Raw genomic sequence first — 23,602 nt, forward strand, 5'->3', positions numbered from 1 at the left:
GGGAAGTCAGTGATATATTGGAGAAAGGTCTTGTTGTCCATCACGGCAATCGCTTGTCTATGGACCGCCATGGTCGCTTCGGTAGCCCGGGCCGACGTGATGTATCCAACCTATACCCGGGACAACTTCGACAACGTGATCTTTACACAACCGGCCTACACACCTCTACGCATGCTGGGCAACGACTTGACCATGCCGGACCCGGAACAGTCCGACCTCATAGTCTCGTCGCCGCTGCAAGGTCCGAAGGACGTATTTGTGGATAGTCGCGATCATATCTACATCGCGGATACCGGCAACAGCCGGATCGTTCACTACGACGAAAACTATGATTTTGTCCGCTATATTCAACCGCAGGAGTCACCTTTCAGTAGTCCAGAAGGCGTATTCGTGGATGAGCAAGGCTACATCTATGTAGCGGACACGGGTAATCGCCGTGTCGTCATTCTTGATCCCGAAGGATACCCGATCCGAGAGATTGGCCGCCCAGAGTCGCGGTTCATCCCGAAGGACTTCAAATATGATCCGATCAAGCTGGTAGCAGATCGCCGCGGATTCCTGTACGTGGTCACTCTAGGCGGCTACAGGGGCTTGCTTCAGCTTGATCCGGAGGGAGGCTTTCAGAGTTTCTTCGGCGCCAACAAGACACCATTTTCCGTGCTCGACGCCATGAAACGGGCGCTTTATACCCGCGAAATGTACGAAAACGAGATCAGCAAGCTGCCGGGTGCGATCAGCAACGTCGCTGTCGGACCGGACGGCTTCATATATACCGCGACATCCGGAGGGGATGTGAGCCATAGCCAGGTCAAGCGACTCAATTATGAAGGCCGCAACCTGCTGGTCAACTCCGAGGAGAGCACCAGCGGCAAGAGTGGAGGAAGCCTGACATTCGGAGAAAGCCTCATAAGCGCCTACTCCGCAGAAGGAGAGAAGGTCCAGACACAGATCGTCGATCTGACCGTCGACCCATACGGCAATATCTCGGTCATCGACCGCCAATACAATTATGTCAATCAATACGACGCCTACGGCAATCTCTTGTTTTTCTGGGGCGGCCGTTCGTCTCCGACTTCAACCCAGCTCGGTCTGATCAAAAATCCGGTGGCGATCGACGTGAACTCGCGTAACGAGCTGTTCGTCCTGGATGATCAGGAAAATGTACTCCAGGTGTTCGAATTGTCGGAATTCGGCAAGCTGGTGTATCAAGCCAACGAGCTGACTAACCAGGGCTTCTACGCCGAGAGCGAGCCATACTGGAAGCAGGTGCTTGATTTGAACGCCCAATTTGGACCCGCAATTCATGGACTTGCCAAGGCCGCATATCAGCGCGGAGATTACGAGACGGCCAAAGAGCTGTTCCGCAGAGGCGGTAATCAAGTGGGATTCTCGGACGCCTTCTGGCAGCTGCGGCTGCAGTGGTTCCAAGAAAGGTTCTCCCTGTTCGCCACGTTGTTCCTGGTCCTGTGCTGCTTCTACCTGATCGGCAGCCGCTATCTCAACCGATTGCCTTGGTCTGCCAAACGGAAGCGTGACAAGAAGTCCCGGAACAAAGTGGTAGAACAGCTGAGTCATGCGCTCTATATGCTTAAACATCCGATCGATGGCTTCACGGCGCTACGATTCGAAAACAAGGGTGGCTACGTGGGGGCGATCGTAATCCTGCTCGGCATGTATGTCTCCTTGTTGGTCTACCGTATCTACACGAGCTTCGTCTTCAACAAGATCGAAGAAAACGCAATCAGCGCTGTGACGATATTTATCCAGTTTGCTGTGATCTGGATTGTCTGGGTCGTGTGCAATTACTTGATCAGCTCCATCTACCGCGGCGAAGGGCGCTTTCGCGATGTATTCATCGGTAGTGCGTATTCCTTGATTCCGTTCGTATTGTTCGCGATTCCTCTGACCATCATCTCCAATGGGATGACGCTGTCGGAGCAAGCCATCTATCAATATTTGTTCTACGGCTTGATTGTCTGGGTCGGCGCCATGTTCTTCTGGCAAGTTCAGGCGCTCCAGAATTATGGAGTCGGCGAGACAGTGGTCAACATCCTGCTGTCGCTGTTCGCGATGCTCGTGATGGCCGTTCTGGCATTTATCATCGTTGGTCTGACCAATGAGCTGCGCATGTTCATCTATGAAGTCTATCAGGAGGTGACGCTCCGATGAATCGATCACTGGAACTGATCCGTAACCATATCCCCCAGACTGTCGGGGTGTTGCTGCTGTTGATCGTCTTGATCTATGTCGCGGCTACGAAGGAGGTCCACCTGCGTTCGGACGGTTCGACATTGGCGGAGGCGCCGCTTGCGTCGGAGAAGGCGAACCCGATGGCGGAGCACGAGAACATGCCGGCAGCTGCAAGCTTCGAGCCGATCGGCGAGACGGACGTGCTGCTTCTGTCCTTCGACGAAGTATCAGGACACTTCACCGTGACCGACAAACGATCGGGTAAGGTGTGGCACTCTTACCCGAACCCTGAGCACTGGGAGCAAGAGACGATCGGCGGTATCTGGAAAAACCATCTTCGCGCGCCGGTCATGATCCAGACACTCGACTTCGAGACCCAAAGCGCCCGTCCACAAATATCGAACTGGATTAATGCCAACGGAACGATCGAAGATATGACCCCGATCGACAACGGCGTCAGCCTGACCTATGTCCTGACGGATATCGGCGTCTCTATCCCTGTAGAGATCCGGATCGAAGATGACTACGTAGAGACTCGAATCGTCGATGAGGGGATCATCGAGGGCAAGTTCGGAATCCTGTGGGTGCGCCTCTTCCCGTTTTTTGGCGCCCAGCACACGACAGACCAGGAAGGTTACTTTCTCATCCCGGACGGTTCGGGCGCGATCGTGAGCTTTAATGACTCGAGCCGAAATAAGACCAAAGTGTACAAAGAGCCGATCTACGGACAGGACTTCTCGTATCGCGGCGAAGGCTCTTCGCGTCTGCAGATGAAGATGCCGGTATTCGGATTGAAATTCGGCGACGCCGGTTTCCTGTCCATCGTGGGGACGGGGGCCGAATACACCGACATCTTGGCTTCGCCTTCCGGCGTCTACAGCATGTATAACTGGATCGGTACAGAAATGCGTTACCGTTCGCCGTTCGAGCAGATCACGAACCGCCACCGTGAGCGTTCGTTCATCACCTATGACGAGGAAGAGCGATTCCGTAACGATCGGGTCGTGCGGTACTATCTTCTTGACGGGGAGCAAAGCACTTATGCCGGCATGGCTAACCGTTATCGCCAGTACCTGATGGATGACGAAGGCTATGCCCGTATCGAGTCAGACAAGGAGACGGTACCGCTGCATCTCACGCTGCTCGGCGGAGATAGCAAGAAGAGCGTGTTCATGGACTCCTATGTGCCGATGACGACCGCGAGTCAAGCGATGGAGGTCGTGCAGTCGCTCTACGGACTCGGAGTTGAGGACATGAATATCAACCTAATGGGATGGCAGGAAGGCGGGTACAGCGAGTTCGGCGATGTGCTGCCGATTGACGGCCGATTGGGCGGCGATGACGGTATACGCAGCTTTGTGGATTTCGCCCATTCTCTGGAGTTCCCGGTAACCTATGGGGTTAACTACATGTTGAACAATACCGGAGCTCAAGGATTCTCCACCCGATACCATGCAATGCGTGATTTGTCTGGTACGATCATGAAGTACGAGGATTGGTACGGCAATGAACTGCCAATGGCGAGCCTGCGCTATATTGACGAGTATTTCGATGACGATCTGGAAACTATCGATTCTATGGGCTTCGATGGCGTCACGTTCGGCAATGGCTACTGGTACGGAGGGGGACTGGGCCAATGGCTGATCAGCGATTACAACGATCGGTACGGCAGTAGCCGCACGCAAGCGCTGGAGCAGCAAGCGGACTATTTCCGCCGGGCAAGCGAGAAGTTCAAGCTGGTTAATGGAACCGTCACAGGGCAGTACGTCAATCGCAACGTCAGCCATGTGTATAATATGTTCAACGACTATTCTTATGACTTGTTCACTGATCGTTCAGTGCCGTTTATGCAGATGGCGCTTCACGGACTGATCACTTACACGACGGGATATGTCAATGAACGGGAGCAGTACCGGCAACAGCTGCTTCGCGATCTGGAGTACGGCGCATTGCCATCCATGATACTCACTCACGAACCAACGCAGGAGCTGAACAATTCGCGCAACATCCGACTGTTTAGCTCGCAATATGAAGAATGGTCGGAGAAGGCTGTCGAACAATATCAAATTTACAACGAAGTGCAAGGCGGCGTAATGGATCAGTTCATCGTGGATCATCGCGAACTGGCCGATAACGTCTATGAAACGACATACGAAAATGGCCGCAAGGTCGTCGTAAACTATAACAATACGACATACGTTAACGGATCGCTGCAAGTGGAAGGCAAAGGCTACACAGTGGTAAAGGAGGGTGAACGATGAAAGTCAAACGCAGACTTAGTGCCAAGACGATCCGTCAGTTGGAAGGCTCGCTGTTCATCGCTCCATGGATAATCGGATTTCTAGTCTTCATGGCTTTTCCGATCGGGTATTCGTTCTATATGAGCGTTCATCGCGTCCGCATTTTGGCTACCGGGATCGAGACGAGCTATGTGGGGCTGAATTGGTACCGAACGATCCTGTTAGAGAACGGAAGCGTCTTGTTCAACGATCTGATTCCGTTCTTGAACGAAGCGGCCCTCATGATCCCGATCATCATTATCTTCTCCTTACTGATCGCTATCATGCTGAATCAGCAGTTTCCTGGCAGACTCGTTTTTCGGACGATATTCTTCCTCCCGGTCATCTTCACTACCGGGAGGGTCATCCTGGAATTCATCGCTCAAGGCGAGGGAGGGCTGGACATTCTGGCGAGGTATAACGTGAATGCGATTCTGATCAGTAATTTGCCGGAGATCTGGGCGAACGCGATCATCGCGATCATGGAGTCCTTCATCCTGATTCTGTGGTACTCCGGCGTGCAGATCCTGATCTTCCTCGCCGGTCGTCAGACGATTTCTAGCACGATCTATGAAGCCTCACGCATAGATGGAGCTACCCCGTGGGAGACGTTCTGGAAGATTACCCTGCCGGGCATGATCCCGTTCATCTTTCTGAATATCATTTATACGGTCGTCGACTTGTTCACATTCCCGACCAACCCGATCATCAATCGAGTAAGCACGGATAATTACGGGTTGTCGAGTGCCCTTGCCTGGATCTATTTCGCTATCATTCTCGTTTTCCTGATCATGATCCTATTGATCTTTAATCGAGTGACCCGGGCTTACCGGACTATTAATCACGAATAAAAAGGGGGGATAGACTTTGGCGAAACTGCTAACGACCATGTCTGAGAAGCTGGCCAGCCGCTGGAACATGAAAAGGGATATGTCAGTGTGGCGCAAGCTCCGCTATCTGCTTCTCGGCAAGGAAGTGGACAAGGGATTGCTGTTCAAGCTGTTCATCTATGTGATCCTGATCGACACCGCCTATATCTACCTGAATCCGCTGTTCTTCATGGTCACAACAATGATCAAGGATGCCGCCGATCTGCTGGATCCTGCGGTGACTTGGGTGCCTCGTGTCATCTACTTGGGAACGCTGCAGGATGCGTGGGAGATGCTTGATTATGTAAAGTCGTTCTTCATGAGCGCAGGGCTGACGCTGACGATCGCTGTCGCGCAAACCGTCATGTGCGGGGTAGCGGGCTATGCCTTTGCCCGTCTAGAATTTCCGTTCAAGAAGTTCTGGTTGTTTTGTCTGATACTTACGTTCATCGTCCCTCCGCAGCTGACGATTCTTCCGATGCTGCTCGTGGCGAACGAACTGAACTGGATGAACCAGGTGTATCCGCTTATTTTGCCGGCGCTGTTCGGTCTCGGTTTGAAGGGATCGTTGTTCATCATCATCTATCGGCAGTTTTTCAGCACGCAGCCCAAGGATCTCGAAGAGGCCGCCCGGATCGACGGGGCTAATGTCTTCATGTTATTTTACAAGGTGATGCTTCCGCTGGCGAAACCAGCGATTATCGTTGTCTTCCTGTTCTCCTTTGTTTGGAATTGGAACGATTTCTATTACCCGGGCATGTATCTGATTAGCGCCCAAGATGTACCCTTATCACTTGGGATGTCCAAGATTTCGGCAGAATTAGCTGCTCGTGCGGCTGAAGAGGGGCCTAGCATCTTTGACGAGCCGATCAAGATGGCGACTTCATTCCTTATGATACTGCCTCCATTGATCCTGTACATGTTCACCCAGCGCTACTTCGTAGAAGGAGTAGAACGTACCGGACTGGTAGAATAGTCTTTTGGGCGCTTACTCGCTGCAACGAGCCGTTCTGAGCAAGTGTGCGGCTGGAGCGAGGCGGTTAAGTAGCAGTCCTTTCCCAACTGGTCGGCGACGCTTGTTAGTCTGACTGTCCAGTTGGGGAGACTTGCGTTATAATCGAAGAAAAGGGGGAGGAATTCATCTCGTGCACATCTTGATTGTCGAAGACGAACCTAAGATTAGAGATGTCTTGCAAGCCTATATGAAAATGGAAGGGTGGAGCGTCGATTATACTTCGGACGGTCATGAAGCTGTGCAAAAATTCGACCTGTCCCAGCATGACTTGATCTTGCTCGATCTGAAGCTTGTGGGCTTGAGCGGCGAGGAGGTGTGCGAGAGGATCAGGGAGAAATCCAATGTGCCCATTATCATGATCACCTCTAAGAACCGGGAAAACGATACAATACGCGGATTGAATCTGGGGGCAGATGACTACATCGCCAAGCCGTTCAGGGTAAAAGAGGTCGTAGCCAGGATCAAAGCCTTGCAAAGACGGCTTCATCCCGAAAGTAATGAAAGTGCGGCAAGGAAGTCGGCCATGGTGTACGACAAAGGGAATCTCGTGATCATGACGGAAAATCGGAGTGTTCTAGTCGATGGCAAACCGGTCAATCTGACCGCTACTGAGTTCAAACTGCTCACCGTACTCAGTGATAATCCCCAAAAGATCTATAGCCGCAGCGAACTGTCTTATATCGTGCAAGGTTACCGCTTTCAAGGTGACAGCCGAGCGATCGACGCCCACGTCAAAAACCTTCGCAAGAAAATCGAGCAGGACAGCCAGGATCCCAAATACATCGTGACGCGCATCGGCAGCGGCTATCAATTCACCGCCATTCACGAGAAAGGAGAGTGAGTTGAAGGCGGTGCTGCGTTTTTTTCGACGGATGAATGTTTTGCTTTTTATGACGTTCTTCCTATTCTCTCTTGTGTTCATCCTTCTGTTATCAACAGTTTATAATTTTCATTGGGACTCCCTGTTCGATACGTACCAGGAAAGCTTGCTGGACAGCAGCAGCTATCGGCTGATTGATGACATGCGAGCGGCCGGGATCGGGCGCGGCGAGCCCGATGAAGCTGATCAGGCATGGATCAAGCGTAGGGCCAATCTATATGGCATCCTGATTCAATACACCTCGGTTGAAGGCGATGTGTTGTGGCTGGATACAATTGGTAATTTTGATAGCGGTTACTTGGAGGAAGTGCGCGAATATGCTTATGTGATAAGTGGGGAGACAGTGGGGGTGTTAAGGACTGCGAATCTGGTTTCGCGGAACAAGTTAAATCCGGCCACGATCGAGTATCAGGAGCAGCTGGCCTTTCGCTCGAGGATTATGTACGCATCGATCATCATCGTCTCGCTGTTGTTCAGTCTGTGGATCGCCAAGGCGCTATCGAAGCACTTGGTCCAATTGACCGATCAGACCAATCTGATCCGTATGGGCCGGCGCGATCTCGTCATCCCGGTAAGAGGACCAGAGGAAGTACGACGGTTGGCGGTAACTCTTGAAGAGATGGTCAAAGAGCTGAAGAAGCAGGAAGACTGGAGACAGCATCTGATGGAGGATCTCACCCATGAGCTTCGTACGCCGCTCACTTCAATGCTTACTCAGCTGGAAGCCATCCAGGACGGGGTATATGAAGCGGATGGGACAAGGATGCAGGAGATCTATGAAGAGCTTGAGCGACTATCCCGTCTCATCAATGATCTAGAGCGATTATCGGAAGCTGAAAGCGCCAAGTTCTCCCTCCACATTAGACGAACGGATATGATGCGTCTAGCCAGACGAGTATTTGAAAATTTCCAGAGCTTGGCTCGCAGCAAAGACATCAAGCTGACGTTCGAGAGTACTCATGTGCCCTGTTTTTGCGAAATTGACCGCGACAAGTTCGTGCAAGTCATCTCGAACCTATTGTTCAACGCCATCAAGTATAACCAACCGGGAGGTACAGTGTGCCTGCGCGTCATCTGCCATGCGGAGTACACGGATATCCAATGTGAGGATACCGGGATTGGGATCAATGACGAAGATCTTCCCTATGTATTCAACCGATTGTATCGTTCGGACAAGTCCAGGTCACGGTTCAATTCGGGCGTGGGACTTGGCTTAAGCATCGTGAAAGCATTGGTAGAGGCTCACAACGGCGAAGTGTATGCGGTCAGCGAACTGGGGCGAGGCTCGGTATTCACGGTTCGAATTCCGAACGTATTTATGAGTCCCGGTGACGAGGCGGAAAGAGCGGTGGACGCAGGACATTAGCTGTAAGGGACGATTCATTGTCTCTTATCCCATCATCAGCTTTCGTATTTTTCATACGAGGGGGTCTTTCGACGGCATTTTTATCCTTTTCATTAAGCGTATACTTTGATACAATAACCATGTATTAGGAGCAGACGACTCTTGAGATACTGTTACAGCAGTATCCCTACGAAAGAAGACAATGGTTAGTACATAGTGACAAATGTCACAGCATCAATGAGCGTCTATCCATATAATAGCCCTATAACCATTAAATAATATGAATTTGGAGGTGCAAAGATTATGGCGAAAGAAATCAATATTCCAGAGAATCCGGTCTCCAAATTTCTATTTAGCAGCACGAAGGCTGGTTGGATATGGCTTTTCGTTAGATTGTATCTAGGTTATGCATGGATCACTGCAGGCTGGAAGAAAGTGAATTCGGATGCATGGGTGGGCGAAAACGGTGGAGCCGCAGTCAAAGGTTTTGTGACCGGAGCGTTGGCCAAGGCAGAGGAAGGAAAGGATGTAACGGGCTGGTACGCCACCTTTCTCGAAAATATGGTATTGCCCAATGCGAAAGCATTCGCGTTTATGGTCGCTTTCGGCGAGTTGCTTGTCGGAATTGGCTTAATTGTCGGCTTGCTGACAGGGATTGCCGCTTTTTTTGGAGCTATCATGAATGTAAGCTTCTTGTTCGCAGGTACTTTAAGCACGAATCCGCTGCTGTTCATTCTTGCCACATGGCTCGTTCTGGCTTGGAAAAATGCGGGCTGGTACGGTCTGGACCGCTTCGCATTGCCGCTGCTGGGAACACCGTGGACCAGGAAGGGCAATGAATTCGTAGGGCAAGACAGGAATAACACATCTGTATGATGTGACAAATAAAAAAGAAAGCAGGTCGCGCACACATTCTCTTAAAAGTGTACGCGACCTTTTTCTGTTTTTAATTGAGAATGAAGATGAGGAAGGATGATTTTTTCATGAAAAAGTTTAAGGTTGGCGTTATTGGTATCGGGAATGTATCTCCTATGCATTGTGTTTCGATTATGAATTGTGAGCAGGGGGAATTAGTCGCTGTTTGCGACAATAAGCCAGAGCGTGCTCAGGCAGGTGCCGAAAGATATGGCTGTGTGGCTTATACTGATTATAAACAAATGATAGATGAAGCTGATCTTGATGTTGTACATGTTGTAACACCGCATTATTTGCATGCAGAGATGGTTATTTATGCCGCCCAGAAGGGGAAGCAAGTATTAACGGAAAAACCGATGAGTATTACGGTTGAAGATGCTGAAGCGATGATTAAAGCATGTGATGATGCGGGAGTTACACTGGGTGTAATTTTCCAAAATCGCTACAATCCGGGCTCTCAGCTTATCAAACAGGCACTGGAAAGCGGTGCGCTTGGTAAGATCAAAGGCGGCAAGTGCTTTGTTACTTGGGATCGCAGCGATGAGTATTATAGCCGAAGTGACTGGAAGGGGACATGGGATAAAGAAGGTGGCGGCGTCATTATCGACCAAGCGATTCATACGCTAGATTTACTTCGCTGGTTTGTTGATGATGAAATTGAGTATGTCGATGCTCAAATCGGTAATCGTGCGCATGCCAAAATCGAGGTGGAGGATACAGCTGAAGGTGTGATCAAGTATAAGAATGGCTGTGTTACGGGCTTCTGGACGATGAACTATTACAGTTATGATGCGCCAGTGGAAATTGAGCTGCATTGTGAGAACGGCATTGCAAAAATGGTCGGGGATCGTGCGACAATTCGTTACAATAACGGGAAGGAAGAGGTTTGGGAGCATGTCCCAGGCGAAGAAGTTGATTTTGGTGCAGGTGCAAAGCAATATTGGGGAGTTAGCCACTCCAAGCAGATTAATGCTTTCTACACATCTCTAGCTGCTGGTGAAGCACCATGGATTGATGGTCGCGAGGCATTAAAAACACAAAAGATGGTGGCGGCGATATATGAATCTGGTAAAACAAACAAGCGTATGTTTTTATAAAATCACATCGTAGAATCTTTAGTGCATGATATTGCCTGACAAAGCCCAAGCGAATAGTAAAGCTTGGGCTTTTCTTTCCTTGCTAATCCTACACTGGAGCGCCTGCCAGCCTACTACTGCTTATAAATGAAACAGCTTTCTGGCATTTTCGCTTAAAATTTTGCGTTTCTTCTCTTCTGGCAATCGCCGGAGAACTTGCGTCGGATCATCGAAGTCCCAATGTGGATAATCGCTGGAGAAGAGCAGCATGTTCTCTGCGTCGAACATGTCGAACATCGCTTCCAGATGCTTCGGATTATCCGGCTCCTCGATCGGCTGGGTCGTCATGAAGCAATGGTCGCGGACATATTCGCTGGGCATCCGTTTCAACCACGGAGCGGAAGAGCGAAGCGCCTTGAAGTTTTTATCGAGCCGCCATAGAAGCGGAGGCAGCCATGTTACGCCTCCTTCGCAGAGAACAACCTTGAAATTCGGAAATTTCTCGAACACGCCTTCGCATACGAAGCTGACCAGGTGCGCCATGTATGTCTGAGGCAGACAAGTGTGCCATTGCAAGTAGTTCGTGACATAGCCGACGGCTGTCGGCGGATTGAATATGCCGGCCCCCTCGGCTCCGGGATGGAGCAATAACGGCAGATTGTGACGCTGACAGGCTTCGTAGATCGGGTGGAAATATCGATCCCCGTAAGGCGTGCGCGAGCCGCCAATAACGCTGACAGCAACGATTTCCGGGTGCGGGCCGATCCGGTCGATCTCACGAACGGCTTGAGCCGGATCTTGCATGGCGATGCACATATATCCTTTGAACTTGGGACTTACCGGGAACCATTCCGCAATGACGTAGTCGTTATAGGCGCGGCAGATGGCGGCGGCGTAGTCGGGATCGGCAATTCCGGAGACGGCTATTATTCCGTCCGAGCAGAGCAGAGCGTATTCGACGTTGAACGGATCGGCGTAGTGCTCCAACACATAAGATGGATCCGAGCCGACCGGCAACCCGCTTGGCGGATCGGCATCCTTCCGTTTATTCCCAATAGGAGAAGAGTAAGGCAGGCCAGGGCCTGGAACGCCGAAACGGTCGGCATGGCTGCGCCACGGCTCCTCAAGGTAAGGGATCAGATCGCGTCCGCTGCGGAACTGGTTGTGTACATCACAATCGATAACCGGTAACCGTTTGTCATCTGTTTTCATCGCAACATTCCTCCTTATTTGCCTACCGATATGCTTATCTGGCCGTTTTCCACCGAGACGGGGTAGCTTCGTACCCGGACCTTATCGCTGAACAGTGATTTACCAGTTTTGAGATCGAATTCCCAGCCATGCCAAGGACATCGCAATATTTCTTGATCACGTCCGTAAATAAACTCGTATACCTCTGAATCGAGCGTTGTTCCGCAGACGATCCCTTTGCATAATTCTGCGCCTTGATGCGGACAGTAATTGCTTACCGCGAAGTACTCCCCTTTTACGTTATATAAGCCTATAGAGCTTCCATTGATTTGTATGATTTTATACGTTCCGGCCGGCAATTCTTCTGTTGTAGCAACCGGATAGATAGGCATTCCATTCAGCTCCTTTCCCGCTTCTTGTTTCTTATTTTAGAATGTAAACGTTACAATTGCGATTGAAAAATCAACTGTATTTTGTATAATTCTAAGATAAGACTGAAAGAAGAGGTGTCCACAAAATGATTAATCTTGTTTCTGTATGTTTGGACGATATGGATTCCCAGTGGAAGATTGAGGAGAAAGAGACGTTGACGGACATGCTGATTTTGGTTATTCACGGGAAAGCGATTTATGTTCTGAATGGTGAAACTATCGAATTGAACAAGGGAGATTTGCTGTTTATCTCCCAAGGTGTGAGAAGGGCCGGTATGAATGCGCCTGAAGGATTGCATCAGAAGTATTCTGTTCATTTCTTTGCGGAGAGGAAAGAGCAGTTCCCGTTTGACGTTTCATGCTCCTTCCGTAAAGTGCAAACTCGTCATCTCGATTATATGAAGATGCGGTTCGCGTCCTTGCAGCAGCACTGGTTCGGGCGCAATCCGCATGACGGATTAATCTGCTCCGGCATTGCGCTTGAGCTACTCGGTTATTTTTCCAGGGAATTGGTCGAGGAACGTTTTGCCTCTGTCAAATTGCGGCTCATGCAAGAGGTACAGGACTACATACGCACGCACTATCGCGAGCCAATTCGCATTGAAGATTTGTCCCATCACATTGATCGTGCTCCCAATTACATTACACAGACTTTTAAAGCCGTGACAGGAATGACGCCGATTACCTATTTGCATCAGGTCCGCGTTTACGCAGCATGTGATTTGATTCTTAACTCCAAAATGACAATCGGTCAAGTCTCCGAATATTTGGGATACAGCGATCAAGCCCACTTTAATCGTGTGTTCAAAAAAATAATGGGTTATCCACCTTCCTTCATCCAAAGCAAGATAAGAGGATTATAAGCACGCTCAATACGAGGAGGACGTATATGAGATACAGAAAGTATTGGCATTCCATTCGTTGGCACTCTATCCAATTCAAACTGACGATTTCGTTCTTAATCATTTTAATACCATTGGTCGCCGTCAGCATGTTCTCGAATAGCTATTCTCACCGAATGCTATATGATCAAATAACGGAACGAACCCGGGGGACCATGCTCACTACGCTGGATTATGTTGATGAACTGACTAAAAATATGGATCAGCAAACGCTGCTGATCGGTTCGAACCCGAACCTAGTGGATGTGTGGCGCGGGGGACGGGATCCGCTTAATCGGGATAACTTGTATGAGGTGCATACCGTACAGCAGCAATTGACCGCCCTTACGAATGTCAACGGCGCGGTCATGGAAGCCTTTATCGTTCACGGGGCCAGCGGCAACGGCGTATCTACGCTGCAAGGCGGGATTAAGTGGCCGAATGTTAGAGATGAGCTTTGGTTTCGGCGCACGGTGGAAGCGGGAGGAGGGCTTGTCGTGCATGCGCCGTCTCCGAGCGACAATACGTATTCGGCCTATTTGTCCAATGAGTATATTTACTATGCTAGACTGTTGGATGTATTCAGGAACAATCGTGAGCCGAATGTAATGGTATTGGTGATCGACAAATCTTCGCTGGCCAAAATCATCAATCATATGCAAACCTCGCCGAATATCGGAATCTCGTTGTTCTACAACGGCAATCTCACGCTGGAGAGCAATCCGATACGCGCCGCGAACAACCGCATGTTCTCCATCGAGGTAGATAACGGTACCTGGTCCATGCTGCTGCAGCAGCCGGAGGACGAGTTGTTCCTGCAGCCTCGAAGATTACAATCGTTCACTTATCTGATCATCGGTATAAGCATTCTGCTCGCCGTATATATCGCTTGGTTAGTCTATATCAGCATCTCCAAGCCTCTGCGGCTAATGTCGCGCACGATCAAGAGATTCAGCGGAGGGGACCTCTCCGCCCAAATCGATCATCGGCGAAAGGACGAATTCGGTTATCTGATGAATTCGTTCAATTTGATGGCCGAAGCGCAGCGCACGATGATCGAAGAAGATTATGAGAAGGAGCTGCGGTTGGCTCGCGCGGAATTCAGCTTGCTTCAATCGCAGATCAACCCGCATTTCTTATACAATACGCTAGATTCGATCTATTCGGTAGCGATGAAAAACCGCATCTCCGAGATCAGTGACATGGTCATGAATCTTGCGCAGTTCTTCCGGGTCAGTCTGGGCAAAGGAAGATCTTCGTTTACCCTTGAAGAAACGATAGAGCATCTCATGTTCTACATTCGTGTGCAACAAATTCGCACCGAGCATTTCACAGTTGACATCGAGCTGGAAGAGAAGACGAAGCGACTGCACGTGCTGAAATTGCTGCTGCAGCCGATTGTAGAGAACGCGATAGTTCATGGACTCGGCAAGAGCGCTTTGGGCGGGGAACTCAGCATTCGAGCAAGGCTGATCGAGGCCCGGTTGCATGTCGAGATCCAAGATACGGGGATTGGCATACCGGAGCAAGAGCTGGCGTCGATTCGGGAGGAGCTGGATCAGATTACATGCCAGTCCTACCGTGTGGCTGATGATCGGCCATTCCGTCATTATTTTGGCCTGAAGAATGTGAAAGCGCGTCTCAAATTATATTACGGGGATCAAGCGGATCTAAGGATAGAAAGCAGGGAAGGGGAAGGCACGAAGGTAACATTGATTTTACAACAGCGAGAGGATGATAAAGGATGAAGCTGCTCATTGTAGAGGACGAAATCTATGTACGGGAACGGCTAGCGGAGGGAATCGATTGGGCTGCGGGACAAATTGATCTTGTAGACGCGGTGAGCAATGGCAAGGAAGCGGTCGCAATTCTGCAGAATGATCATGTTGATATCATCATTACAGATATTCAAATGCCGGATATGAACGGATTGGAATTGGCCGGTAGGGTAAGGGAAGCGTACCCGCATATCAAGGTGATCATTCTGACCGGTTATGACGACTTCGAATACGCGAGGGAAGGCATTGAGCATGGTGTATTCAAATTTTTGGTGAAGCCGGTCGCGAATGAACAGCTATGGGAGGTTGTTCAGGGAGCGAAGGCGGTGAGAGAGGATGAGCTGCGCGAAAAGCACAAGCTCTGGATGCTGGAACAGCGATGGCAGGACCATCTTCCGCATTTGCATGATGTATTTTACAAAAACTGGATAAATGGCCGCTATTCTTTGTGGGAGCTCAATAAATGGAGCCAGGCCTTGCACTTGCCAATAGATGGAAAGAGTCCGTGGCCAATTGTCGTCGATATGGACCCCATTCCGGAAGAAAGCGAACGATTCAGGGTAGGGGATCGGCCGCTCGTTCAGTTCGCATTGTTTACGGTTGCACGAGATCTATTCGCAAGCAGGGATTGTGTCATCATTCAGGACGACGACGGGATGACGGCACTTATATTCCTTATGCCCCCTCAGGAACCGGAGGAGGCCTATCAAGCGCATGTTCTTCATCAAATCAACGTTCTGCTCAGCACGATTAAGGATTGCCTGAAACTGACTGCGAGCGCGGGCATCGGTTCTCCGGTCGCGGACAAGCTCCATCTGCCGCATGCATACAAGCAAAGCCGGATGGCGCTGCAGGAGAGGGTGGTGCTTGGTCATGAGATGATTATTCACTACCGGGACGATGCGGTTATGAAAGACACATGGTCGTTCTTGAGCGACTTGGAGAAAGAACTGGAAATGTCGATTGAAACGGGAGATGAAGAAGCGATAAAGGAAAAGGTTGAACGCATGATGGAGGCCGGATTCGCCGAAGGCATGCCGGTCGAGGATGCAAAGGAAACGCTACTTAGAATCATGTGCTTGCTGGCGCGCATTGTACACTCGCACGGCTGGGCGCTGCGTGAAACCTTGGGCGAAGAGTATGAAGACTTCGAACAGTTCAACCAGCTGTTGACGCGGGAGCAGATCCACGCCTGGCTGCAGCGGATGACCTTGCGCATCAGCAGCGCGATTATAAGCCGCAGGCAATCCTGCACCCAGATTGCAGTGGGCGAGATGATGCGTTTCATTCAAGAGCGGCTGCATGACGATCAATTGAGCCTCTACCTTGTCGCCGATAAGCTGTATGTCAACTATTCCTATCTAAGCCGAATGTTCAAGAAAGTGACCGGCGAATCCTTCTCCGATTATGTGCTTCGCTTACGCATGGAGAAGGCGAAGGAACTGCTTGCCCAAGGGGGAAGAGTATCCCTGACAGCGGAGCGAGTCGGTTACCGGCACGTCAATTATTTCTCCAAGGCGTTCGCGAAATATTGGGGCATTAAGCCAAGCGAAGTATACAAGCCACATATGCCCAATAAGTAAAAAAAGTTGCATGGAAAGTCAAAAGACCGGGATACGAAAATGATCCCTCCAGCGATATAGTTAAGTCAAGAATTTCATCCATTTGACGAGGAGGGAGAAATGAGAACGATTACACGAAGGGATGGCCCGGCGATTGGGCTTGCTGGCAAGAAAGAGCGACGGTTGTTGAAGCATTGGGATTTGTATGTCATGCTGGCTCCGGCTTTGCTGTTTCTGCTCATCTTCAAATATACGCCGATGTACGGAGTCATCATTGCCTTTCAGGATTTCAATGTCATTAAAGGCATGCTGAACAGCCCTTGGGTAGGACTCAAGCATTTTGAAGAGCTGTTCATGTTCGCCGAGTTCCCAAGGGTCGTGCGCAATACGCTCATTATAAGCCTGATGAAGCTGGTATTTGGATTCCCGGCGCCGATCCTGCTAGCCTTATTGCTCAATGAACTTCTGCTGGTCCGGTTCAAACGAGTCGTACAAACGATTACGTATGTGCCGCACTTTATTTCCTGGGTAGTTGTAGGCGGCATATTCATCGACATCCTGTCTCCGAGTAGCGGCATTGTCAACAAGCTGATCGAGGCATTTGGATTTGACCCGATTTTCTTCATGTCGGATGAGAAGCTGTTCCGATGGATTCTCGTGTTCACCGACACTTGGAAGGAAGCTGGTTGGGGAGCAATCATTTATTTGGCCGCATTGCTGGGCATTAATGAGGAACTGTTTCAGGCCGCCAAGGTTGATGGCGCGAGCCGCCTGCGCCAAATCTGGCATATTTCATTGCCTTGCATACGGTCTACGATCGTGATCTTGCTTCTGCTGCGGATCGGCCACATCTTTGACGCCGGCTTCGAGCAAGTGCTGGTGATGTATAATGCGACGGTGTACGATGTGGCGGACATTATCGACACCTATGTGTTTCGCGTCGGTCTCGGCCAAATGCAGTTTGGACTGACGACGGCGGCCGGTCTGTTCAAATCCTTAATTGGCTGCATCTTATTGATCGTAGCCAACTGGTTCGCCCGCCGAATGGGCGAAGAGGGCATATACTAGTATTGGAAAGGCGGAGATGAGATTGATTCGAACAAGAGGGGAAGTGCTGTTCCAATATGTCAACGTCCTGATCCTTTCCATCGTGTCGTTGTCGATGCTGCTGCCCTTCATCCACATCGCGGCGAAGTCGCTGAGCGGTGAAGCGTATGTTCTGGCCAAAGACATAGTATTGTGGCCGAAAGGCTTTCACTTGGCCTCCTATCAGTATGTCTTGGGAAATAAGCAGTTTTATTATTCATTCAGCAATTCCGTGTTCCTTGCGGTCGTGGGAACAGCGATCAGCATGGCGATCACTCTGCTGGCCGCCTATCCGCTGTCTCGCAAAAACTTGCCGTATAGACGAACGCTGATGCTGTTGTTTGTCATTACGATGTTCTTCAGCGGCGGAATCATCCCTACCTATCTCGTCGTGAAGGAAGCCTCGTTGCTCAATTCATTATGGTCCCTGATATTGCCCGTTGCGCTATCGCCATTCAATTTGATTCTGATTCGCAACTTCTTCAGTGCTATCCCCGATGCATTGGAGGAATCGGCGCGCATGGACGGCGCGAGCAATTGGCGAATTCTTAGCTCGATCTATGTGCCTCTATCGATACCGGCCATTGCAACCGTTTCCATGTTCTACGCGGTCGGTTACTGGAACAGCTTCTTCCAAGCGATGATGTACATTACGGAAAGGCGCTGGATGCCGCTGCAGATGTTCCTGCTGCAGCTCATCACCGACGAGAAAACGGCGGATATGGTCGTAAGCGACGTATTCCATGAGGTAACGCCCGAAACGATCCGGGCCGCTGCCATTCTATGCGCGGTCGTGCCGATTCTGTGCGTCTATCCTTTCATTCAGAAGTACTTTGTCAAAGGGGTAATGCTCGGCGCGGTAAAAGGCTGAAGCGGCTTGCCAGTCTGGATATCGGAATGAAATTTTAAGGGGGGTATTCAACGGTGAAGAATATGAAAACAGTTGTTTTAGGCATGATCTCTATTCTAATGATGGGTTTGCTTGCAGGCTGCAGCGGCGGAAATGATGCGGGAGGCTCCGGCAAGAACGATGGAACAGCGGCCCCGCTGAGTATTATGAGGACTTACCATGCCTCGCTGGAGCAGTTCCAAGGCTCCGACAATATTAATGACAACAAGCTGGTGAAACTGCTGCGGGAATGGTCGGGCTACGATGTCGAGTATGAGACGCTTCCGAAGGACAATGTCTCGCAGAAGCTGTCCGTCGTTCTTGCCTCCGGGGATGTCCCCGACATATTGTGGATTCCCGGCAAGGCGGATTATTTCAAGCTGGCCCAGCAAGGCGCATTCGAGCCGCTGGACGAACTGATCGAGACCTATATTCCTAATTTGGAGAAAATCTTTACAAAGGAAGAGCTTGATGCCGCTAGATATGAAGGCAAGCTATATGCCATTCCGCACAGAACAGCGTCGAAGGTGGATCACGGCGTTCTTACAAGATGGGATATATTCGAAGAGGTAGGCTTGAAAGAGCCGACAACGCTTGATGAGCTGCATGAAGCCATGAAAGTTATTAAAGATCGAAAGAATATGGCTCCGCTGACGGCGGCGGCTTCCAATCCCGGCGGATTTACCGGCGCGTTTGCTCCATTCGCGGGGGCGTTCGGCGTCGGCACTACGACGATTGAGAAGGACGGCAAGCTGGAGTTCTCATGGCTGCAAGCAGAATACAAATCATTCCTCACCATGTTGAAGCAATGGTATGACGAAGGGTTGATCGATCAGGAATTCGCCATCAACAAGGATGTGAAGGATCGGATGATTAACGGTACGGCCGCGATCGGATCGATTCCTTGGTACGACGCGCAGATGATCGATCGCTCCATCGCCGATAAGAATAATGGCGGAGTTATTCGCTATATCGCGCCTCCAGTCGGTGATAACGGGCATTCCGGCTATCCCGAGACAGGGTTGACTTCCTTGTACCAAGTCATTCCGATACAGGCCAACAACAAGGAGGGCGCCGCCAAGTATTTCAACTTTATATTCAGCGAGAAAGCTGACAAATTAACAACTTTCGGCATTGAGGGAGAGGACTATACGGTGGAGAACGATCAGGTCGTGCAGACGCCGGAGCAAAGCAACGCGATTCCTTGGCGTACGTTGTATTTCTTGTCGGATACCGATCCAAGCTTCTTCGCCCGTCTGGAAGCCAAAGGCTTCTTGCCTTATTATGAGCCGTTGACCGGGTTCGAGCAAAACCGCGAGGAAACCGCGTACGCTCCTTCTATCGAAGCGTGGGACACGAATTTCACCGAGCTTCGCAACTACGCGGAGGAGAATGCGATGAAGTTTATTATGAATAAACGGGATCTGGGCGAATTCGATCAATTCGTAAAGGAGTTCAACGCCAAGGGCGGCAAGGAAGCGATCGATGCCATGAACGAGTGGTACACTCAGAAATAGGAATAGGTGGTAAGCCTTACAGGCCAGTAGTTGAACGGAGACCCGCAAGGAAGGGCACTTGGAAAGTGTCCTCCCTGCGGGTCGCTTGTGTATTCATAATCATTTATTTAACATGCGGTAAAACAGGAGACAAGCTTCACCACGGCGCATACTTCCGTTCCGCACCGTACAAGAGGGACGGTGTGCTTCTTGCTGGAGGCGATAAGCTTCTTGTAAGTCACGGATACTCAATTCCTGTGCGATAAGCTCTTGGCACCATTCCAAGCTGACCGGCGCAGCGTTCGCTGCCGAGCTCCGTACCGCTGCCAGCTTACGGGCGGTCTCCATCGGATTCGAATAGCCAGACAGCAGGTCGCCGAAGGCTTCCGTCCAGATCCTCGCGGTATGTTCATCCAATAAAGCTTCCGCTCTGGCTTCGTATGTATCGAAGAAGCCTTTCGTTCCAAAGTACATTACAGCCGGAACCCACTCCTGCGGTGTCCGCGTATCCACATCATGAAACATGCTGATCATGACACGGGACTCCGCCAATCTGCGAACTAATGCATCCCCTTCCAGCTGTCCTGGAGATATGGACTGTTCGGCAGCCAGAACGACGGCATGAGCGGCGGATTCCCCCATTTGGATAAATACGGGCTCCAGCCGAAGCGTGCTCCAGCCCATGTGGGAGCATGACAAGCATACAGTCACAAGCAAGTTGTCCATATCGAAAGGAAGCATGACACGATACGGTATTTGAGCCGTATGCGATATATTCGCAAGATCGAGCGCTCCGTCATTCAAGCTGCCGGGACGCCTGTCCGCTGTGCAATCATGCGAGGTGATCGGCCAATCAGCGATGCCTGCCGCATCCCCATGGATCGGAGATCTGTCCAATCCAGGTGCGAGCAAATTGTCATGCTCGGTAAAGACGTAACGTCCAACCAGCCTTCTGCCTTCGCGAATCAGCAATTCGTACGGGAAGTGTCCATTCTCGCGAAATTCGTCTCTCGGCAATCCCCAGCGAAGCGCTTCCTCCCGCACATCCGGACGCACCGCCTCGTCATGCTGCAGGAAATACAGCATGCCAAGCGCAAACTCCTGATGCTGGCGAACGATATCTTCCCGGTGTGGCCAATCCGCCGATGGATATTGGAGCTGGGCGCCAAGCAGGAGTGGGTCATTCCATGTCAATTTGTCGTTGGGGATATGGCTTTTCAATGACCAGCCGCCATCGCTGAGCATCAATTGGCTGCGGAGAACGAACGTGGCTCCGTTATTCTCTTCCGGCCTTTCAACTAAGCCGAGGTAGAGCGATCGGTCATACGTCTCCGGTTTCGCCGGATATACGCGGTTATTGGGATCACATGTCAGGCATACTCGAAAGTTGTAGGCTTGGAAGGCATCGTCGCCTTCGCCAGAAGGATCGGCATATAGTTTTATGCTGGAGTCCGATCCTAACTGGACTTCCAATAAACCAGCCGTCGATTCCGGAGAAACCGGCTCCCTTCCTGGAAAGAGAAATATTTTGCCGGCATGAGGTTCTTGGTATTCGCGGCGTCCTTCACGGCCTGTGCGCATGGGTGCTCCCGCCGCGGCAGCGAGATCCCCCTCATAACTGGCATCGACGAACGCATTCGCCTGAATTCGGACTGAAGGCTTGCCATCGAAGCTCTGAAGCGTCAAAGCGGTCAGTTCTCTTTCCAACCGTTCCACTGACACGGGATAATAGCGGTACAGCACCGAAATCCGTTGCTCTTCCTCGACCATTCCCGCAAACACTCGCTCGGCAACATGCGGTTCGTAATGCAGCTTCCCATTCACGAAGCATTCCTTATCCTGTCGGGAATGTTCTCCGTACGTTGCCCTGTAATGCTCCCTTATGCGTTGAATGAAGGTTTCATAGATCGGAGCGCGAAATCCGCTGTAGACATGATCCGTAACGCCCAGCCCGGAGCTCATCATGCCGCCCAGATGGTTATGGAAACTAACCAGCAAGACATTCAAGCCTTCTTTGGCGCATCTTACGGCGCAGGCAATTCCGCTGGGCGTTCCGCCAACGACAATAACATCGGTTTTATTGTCCAACATTCCCACCACCTCGATCCTGTTTTTATTCGTGACTATATTTTACCATATGGGATCTACAATGTATGGAACGTAATTGTTTCTTTGAAGTTGTTGTGTTATGGCGACAATAACCAAGCGTTTGTCTACCTTTTTTTCGGTAGAGTAGAATCTTTCAGAAAGACATAGTTTTATATATGGTCTGTGGTTTGGCCTGGGACTATACTAATGAAGATTGTATGAGAGTTGCAATGACACATTGATCTGGAGGTGCGCTCGTGTCCAATACAACAGTATCGGAGAGTGTGGTAGATATCGCCATTATCGGCGGGGGGCCGGCGGGAATGTTCGCGGCGTTTTATGGAGGAATGCGTCAGGCTTCTGTTAAAATAATTGAAAGTATGCCCCAGCTCGGCGGTCAGTTGGCCGCATTGTATCCTGAGAAATATATTTACGATGTTGCCGGTTTTCCCAAAGTGACGGCTCAAGAGCTGGTTGATCGTCTGAAGGAACAAATGAATCACTTTGATCCTGTCCTCTGTCTGGAAGAGAAAGTCGTTCAGGTGATGAAAATAGACGAGCGGTACTTCTCCATTTCGACTGACAAAACCACGCACTACGCCAAATCGGTTATTGTTACGGCTGGTGTCGGCGCTTTCGCCCCACGCAGATTGGAGTTGCCGGAGGCCCCGCAATTTGAACGCAGCAATTTGCATTATTTCGTCAATGACTTGCGGCCATTCAAGGGCCAGCATGTTCTAATCAGCGGAGGGGGAGACTCCGCCGTTGACTGGTCGCTTATGCTTGAATCGTTCGCGGCCAGCGTCACGCTAATTCACCGGCGTGACAAATTCCGCGCTCATGAACACAGCGTAGAGCAGTTAATGAATTCGAACGTCAACGTAATGACGCCCTATGAAATTGCGAAGTTGCATGGCACGGAACGAATAGAGAGCGTAACATTGCGGCATGTGAAGTCGAAGGAAGAAACGAAATTGCGGGTGGATGCGGTCATCGTCAATTTTGGCTTTATGTCAGCGCTTGGCCCGATTGAAGAGTGGGGGCTTAAGCTAGAGGGGAATTCGATTGCGGTCGATTCTCGAATGGAGACGAGTGTGCCGGGCATATTCGCGGCGGGCGACATTACGACCTACCCGGGCAAGCTGAAGCTGATCGCCGTCGGTTTCGGCGAGGCACCAACTGCGATTAACAATGCGAAGGTCTACATCGACCCGACGGCGAAGCTATCGCCGGGACATAGCAGCCATATGAAATTGTAGCGATTTGTCGAGCATCGTTCATGAGTAAACCCTATAAAATCGCTCGCGCGCAGGGAGTGAATCAGCTATTCACCGCCGCTAGCTTCTTGTATTCGCTCGGTGAGAGTTGGAAGCGTGAACGAAACAAGCGGTTGAAATGTGTGTAATGCGCGAAGTTCCGTTGGTAGCTGTCGTCAGGCGAACAGAGCAGCAAATTGCCGGGACGAATCATGAACGGCTTATCTCCGACTTCCACCATGCAGAAGCCTTCGGTTTGTAATCGCAGCAAGTAGAAGGGAATTGCCCCTTTTTTTAAGAAAAAACTCGTGTTTATCGGGAGTAGCCGACACTGAGAATGGACTAGTCCATCCTGCTTCTTGTCAGAACGTAAAA

The 23,602-nt window shown here is 50.6% G+C and carries 19 protein-coding genes; 15 read left to right on the forward strand and 4 right to left on the reverse strand.

Annotation, left to right across the window (positions count from 1 at the left end; all coding sequences use genetic code 11):
- The first annotated feature begins 9 nt into the window (after positions 1-9).
- The 8 genes from ACFQ2I_RS03125 to ACFQ2I_RS03160 all read left to right on the forward strand — a co-directional run bounded on the left by ACFQ2I_RS03125 (position 10) and on the right by ACFQ2I_RS03160 (position 10,590).
- Positions 10-2,169 (forward strand): YIP1 family protein, encoded by a 2,160-nt coding sequence (locus ACFQ2I_RS03125; RefSeq protein WP_377562130.1) that lies wholly within the window; start codon positions 10-12, stop codon positions 2,167-2,169.
- Positions 2,166-4,451: a DUF5696 domain-containing protein gene (locus ACFQ2I_RS03130; RefSeq protein ID WP_377562132.1), complete on the forward strand. Its 2,286-nt coding sequence runs from the start codon at positions 2,166-2,168 to the stop codon at positions 4,449-4,451. Before ACFQ2I_RS03125 ends, ACFQ2I_RS03130 begins: the two co-directional genes overlap by 4 nt.
- A complete protein-coding gene (locus tag ACFQ2I_RS03135) occupies positions 4,448-5,320 on the forward strand; it encodes a carbohydrate ABC transporter permease (protein ID WP_377562134.1) in 873 nt (290 codons plus the stop codon). The genes ACFQ2I_RS03130 and ACFQ2I_RS03135 overlap by 4 nt, the downstream gene beginning before the upstream one ends.
- 25 nt (positions 5,321-5,345) lie before the next feature.
- Positions 5,346-6,314 carry a carbohydrate ABC transporter permease gene (locus tag ACFQ2I_RS03140; protein WP_377562956.1) on the forward strand — a complete coding sequence of 323 codons (969 nt, stop codon included), beginning with the start codon at positions 5,346-5,348 and terminating at the stop codon, positions 6,312-6,314.
- Positions 6,315-6,483: 169 nt separating this feature from the next.
- Positions 6,484-7,194, forward strand: a complete 711-nt coding sequence (locus tag ACFQ2I_RS03145; protein ID WP_377562135.1) for a response regulator transcription factor — start codon at positions 6,484-6,486, stop codon at positions 7,192-7,194.
- A gap of 10 nt (positions 7,195-7,204) precedes the next feature.
- Positions 7,205-8,599, forward strand: a complete 1,395-nt coding sequence (locus ACFQ2I_RS03150; RefSeq protein ID WP_377562957.1) for a sensor histidine kinase — start codon at positions 7,205-7,207, stop codon at positions 8,597-8,599.
- A gap of 282 nt (positions 8,600-8,881) precedes the next feature.
- On the forward strand, positions 8,882-9,454 hold the full coding sequence (locus ACFQ2I_RS03155; RefSeq protein ID WP_377562136.1) for a DoxX family protein: 573 nt from the start codon (positions 8,882-8,884) through the stop codon (positions 9,452-9,454).
- Positions 9,455-9,561: 107 nt separating this feature from the next.
- Positions 9,562-10,590 (forward strand): Gfo/Idh/MocA family protein, encoded by a 1,029-nt coding sequence (locus ACFQ2I_RS03160; RefSeq protein ID WP_377562138.1) that lies wholly within the window; start codon positions 9,562-9,564, stop codon positions 10,588-10,590.
- A 120-nt stretch (positions 10,591-10,710) separates the two neighbouring features.
- Here the strand turns inward: ACFQ2I_RS03160 and ACFQ2I_RS03165 are convergent, their stop codons facing one another.
- On the reverse strand, positions 10,711-11,781 hold the full coding sequence (locus ACFQ2I_RS03165) for an amidohydrolase family protein (protein WP_377562140.1): 1,071 nt from the start codon (positions 11,779-11,781) through the stop codon (positions 10,711-10,713).
- A gap of 14 nt (positions 11,782-11,795) precedes the next feature.
- Positions 11,796-12,152 (reverse strand): Rieske (2Fe-2S) protein, encoded by a 357-nt coding sequence (locus ACFQ2I_RS03170; RefSeq protein WP_377562141.1) that lies wholly within the window; start codon positions 12,150-12,152, stop codon positions 11,796-11,798.
- 125 nt (positions 12,153-12,277) lie between these two features.
- On the opposite strand from ACFQ2I_RS03170, the gene ACFQ2I_RS03175 reads away from it, so the two are divergent.
- The 6 genes from ACFQ2I_RS03175 to ACFQ2I_RS03200 all read left to right on the forward strand — a co-directional run bounded on the left by ACFQ2I_RS03175 (position 12,278) and on the right by ACFQ2I_RS03200 (position 19,904).
- Complete coding sequence (locus ACFQ2I_RS03175) at positions 12,278-13,054, forward strand: helix-turn-helix domain-containing protein (RefSeq protein ID WP_377562142.1); 777 nt, start codon at positions 12,278-12,280, stop codon at positions 13,052-13,054.
- A 26-nt stretch (positions 13,055-13,080) separates the two neighbouring features.
- On the forward strand, positions 13,081-14,820 hold the full coding sequence (locus tag ACFQ2I_RS03180; RefSeq protein WP_377562144.1) for a sensor histidine kinase: 1,740 nt from the start codon (positions 13,081-13,083) through the stop codon (positions 14,818-14,820).
- The gene (locus ACFQ2I_RS03185) at positions 14,817-16,433 is read left to right on the forward strand and encodes a response regulator (protein ID WP_377562145.1); all 1,617 of its coding nucleotides are present in this window, start codon (positions 14,817-14,819) and stop codon (positions 16,431-16,433) included. Before ACFQ2I_RS03180 ends, ACFQ2I_RS03185 begins: the two co-directional genes overlap by 4 nt.
- Before the next feature lie 99 nt (positions 16,434-16,532).
- Positions 16,533-17,480: an ABC transporter permease gene (locus ACFQ2I_RS03190; protein WP_377562147.1), complete on the forward strand. Its 948-nt coding sequence runs from the start codon at positions 16,533-16,535 to the stop codon at positions 17,478-17,480.
- A gap of 16 nt (positions 17,481-17,496) precedes the next feature.
- Positions 17,497-18,369, forward strand: a complete 873-nt coding sequence (locus tag ACFQ2I_RS03195; protein ID WP_377562148.1) for a carbohydrate ABC transporter permease — start codon at positions 17,497-17,499, stop codon at positions 18,367-18,369.
- Between the two features lie 62 nt (positions 18,370-18,431).
- Positions 18,432-19,904, forward strand: coding sequence for an extracellular solute-binding protein (locus tag ACFQ2I_RS03200; RefSeq protein WP_377562959.1), 1,473 nt, complete (start codon positions 18,432-18,434; stop codon positions 19,902-19,904).
- A gap of 99 nt (positions 19,905-20,003) precedes the next feature.
- On the opposite strand, the gene ACFQ2I_RS03205 is transcribed toward ACFQ2I_RS03200, so the two are convergent.
- Complete coding sequence (locus ACFQ2I_RS03205) at positions 20,004-21,974, reverse strand: FAD-dependent oxidoreductase (protein WP_377562149.1); 1,971 nt, start codon at positions 21,972-21,974, stop codon at positions 20,004-20,006.
- Positions 21,975-22,228: 254 nt separating this feature from the next.
- On the opposite strand from ACFQ2I_RS03205, the gene ACFQ2I_RS03210 reads away from it, so the two are divergent.
- Positions 22,229-23,230: an NAD(P)/FAD-dependent oxidoreductase gene (locus tag ACFQ2I_RS03210; RefSeq protein WP_377562150.1), complete on the forward strand. Its 1,002-nt coding sequence runs from the start codon at positions 22,229-22,231 to the stop codon at positions 23,228-23,230.
- Positions 23,231-23,291: 61 nt separating this feature from the next.
- On the opposite strand, the gene ACFQ2I_RS03215 is transcribed toward ACFQ2I_RS03210, so the two are convergent.
- Positions 23,292-23,498 carry a hypothetical protein gene (locus tag ACFQ2I_RS03215; RefSeq protein ID WP_377562151.1) on the reverse strand — a complete coding sequence of 69 codons (207 nt, stop codon included), beginning with the start codon at positions 23,496-23,498 and terminating at the stop codon, positions 23,292-23,294.
- Between the last annotated feature and the right edge of the window lie 104 nt (positions 23,499-23,602).

Origin of the sequence: Paenibacillus chungangensis (genome assembly GCF_042675905.1) — a bacterium.
Classification (GTDB): Bacteria; Bacillota; Bacilli; order Paenibacillales; family Paenibacillaceae; genus Pristimantibacillus; species Pristimantibacillus chungangensis.

Coding starts and splice junctions, on each gene's coding strand:
- ACFQ2I_RS03130 (WP_377562132.1), top strand. CDS start 2,166: ATGAATCGATCACTGGAACTGATCCGTAACCATATCCCCCAGACTGTC.
- ACFQ2I_RS03135 (WP_377562134.1), top strand. CDS start 4,448: ATGAAAGTCAAACGCAGACTTAGTGCCAAGACGATCCGTCAGTTGGAA.
- ACFQ2I_RS03155 (WP_377562136.1), top strand. CDS start 8,882: ATGGCGAAAGAAATCAATATTCCAGAGAATCCGGTCTCCAAATTTCTA.
- ACFQ2I_RS03160 (WP_377562138.1), top strand. CDS start 9,562: ATGAAAAAGTTTAAGGTTGGCGTTATTGGTATCGGGAATGTATCTCCT.
- ACFQ2I_RS03165 (WP_377562140.1), bottom strand. CDS start 11,781: ATGAAAACAGATGACAAACGGTTACCGGTTATCGATTGTGATGTACAC.
- ACFQ2I_RS03170 (WP_377562141.1), bottom strand. CDS start 12,152: ATGCCTATCTATCCGGTTGCTACAACAGAAGAATTGCCGGCCGGAACG.
- ACFQ2I_RS03175 (WP_377562142.1), top strand. CDS start 12,278: ATGATTAATCTTGTTTCTGTATGTTTGGACGATATGGATTCCCAGTGG.
- ACFQ2I_RS03180 (WP_377562144.1), top strand. CDS start 13,081: ATGAGATACAGAAAGTATTGGCATTCCATTCGTTGGCACTCTATCCAA.
- ACFQ2I_RS03185 (WP_377562145.1), top strand. CDS start 14,817: ATGAAGCTGCTCATTGTAGAGGACGAAATCTATGTACGGGAACGGCTA.
- ACFQ2I_RS03190 (WP_377562147.1), top strand. CDS start 16,533: ATGAGAACGATTACACGAAGGGATGGCCCGGCGATTGGGCTTGCTGGC.
- ACFQ2I_RS03195 (WP_377562148.1), top strand. CDS start 17,497: ATGAGATTGATTCGAACAAGAGGGGAAGTGCTGTTCCAATATGTCAAC.
- ACFQ2I_RS03200 (WP_377562959.1), top strand. CDS start 18,432: ATGAAAACAGTTGTTTTAGGCATGATCTCTATTCTAATGATGGGTTTG.
- ACFQ2I_RS03205 (WP_377562149.1), bottom strand. CDS start 21,974: ATGTTGGACAATAAAACCGATGTTATTGTCGTTGGCGGAACGCCCAGC.